The sequence below is a fragment of the Hespellia stercorisuis DSM 15480 genome (genome assembly GCF_900142165.1).
Lineage (GTDB): Bacteria > Bacillota > Clostridia > Lachnospirales > Lachnospiraceae > Hespellia > Hespellia stercorisuis.
This window is the reverse complement of sequence record NZ_FQZY01000157.1, coordinates 1-1,272: the sequence shown is the minus strand read 5'-3', so window position 1 is coordinate 1,272 and position 1,272 is coordinate 1. Positions and strand designations below refer to the sequence as shown.

The window sequence follows — 1,272 nt, the reverse complement described above, 5'->3', positions numbered from 1 at the left end:
TGCTGAAAAATAAGCCAGATTAATTTATCCTGTACCTTTTTGTAATTTGCTTGAAAACAGGAAAATGAGAAGCAGGTAATTATACGAATTACACCATCTAACATTCATCAATATATTATAGATGAAGAGACTGCTCCAATTGTAAGAGAAATCTTTGAACTTGCTATGGATGGAAATAATAGTATTCAGATTGCGAACATTTTAAATAAACAAAAAATTAAAACACCAGCATGGTACAAAAACAAGTCTGACAGAAGAAAGTATAATATTGACGATAAAACCTGCTGGACAGCTACAAAGATTATGAAAATAATAAGAGATCAAAGATATGCAGGAGATATGGTTGGTAATGTCAGAGTAAATACTAAAATTGCAAAAGTAAGCAATGTACGGGTAGATAGGGAGGATTGGATTATAGTAGAAAATACACATGAAGCTATTATTTCAAAAGAGGTATTTAAAGAAGTGAACGAATGTATAATGCCTCTGGCGGAAAGAAAAAATGTTGCATTAGGGGAGAATCGGAGAAGCGGATTCTGTTATTGCCCTCATTGCGGGAGATTATTACAAAAAAATAATACCACGATTAATCCTTATTTTTACTGTACTCATGGAGTGTATGATTCGCAGTGCCAGGGAACCAAAATCATGGTTAATGATTTATATCAGACACTTGCAGAAATTATACGAGCATATATTAAGATGCTGGTGGATGTGGATTCTTTTGTATTAAGAAACAAGAGTAAAACAATGAGAAGTAACAAGTCAGAAATGAGTGCAGCTGACATTGATAAGGAGATTGAAAAGCTGAAACAATCCACAACTGGATTATATGAAAAATACCGGGATGGAATCATGGATAAGGACGATTACCTTGTTCACAAAAAGAAGGTTTCAACCAACATAGATGAACTTGTCCAAAATAAGATGAAGATTCTGAATGGAATAGGGGCTAAGCAAGAACAGCTAGTATGGGAAGAAGAGATAAGGAATGTAATTCAAAGCTACAAAGATAAAGAAACATACTCGGAGAAGGATTTCAATAATTTGATTTCAAGAGTTGATTTCGAAGGAGAAGCAATAAAGATTAAATGGAGGTTTATGGATCATATTGAGCCTGTGCTGAGAATGATGTTATTCTCGGAAAAGCAGGCGATGTAAAACTAAAAATGGAATGAATCAGCGTTGAGGAATAAAAACTTTTCGCAATAAAATAACCAGAATCTAAGCAGGAGTACCTCTTGTGCGGTAAAATATAAGTAACAAATTTTT

The 1,272-nt window shown here is 33.6% G+C and carries 1 protein-coding gene; it reads left to right on the top strand.

Features of this window, described 5'->3' with window-relative positions; all coding sequences use genetic code 11:
- The first annotated feature begins 78 nt into the window (after positions 1 to 78).
- Positions 79 to 1,161: a recombinase family protein gene (locus BUB85_RS20870; RefSeq protein WP_084534174.1), complete on the top strand. Its 1,083-nt coding sequence runs from the start codon at positions 79 to 81 to the stop codon at positions 1,159 to 1,161.
- The last annotated feature ends 111 nt before the right edge of the window (positions 1,162 to 1,272 follow it).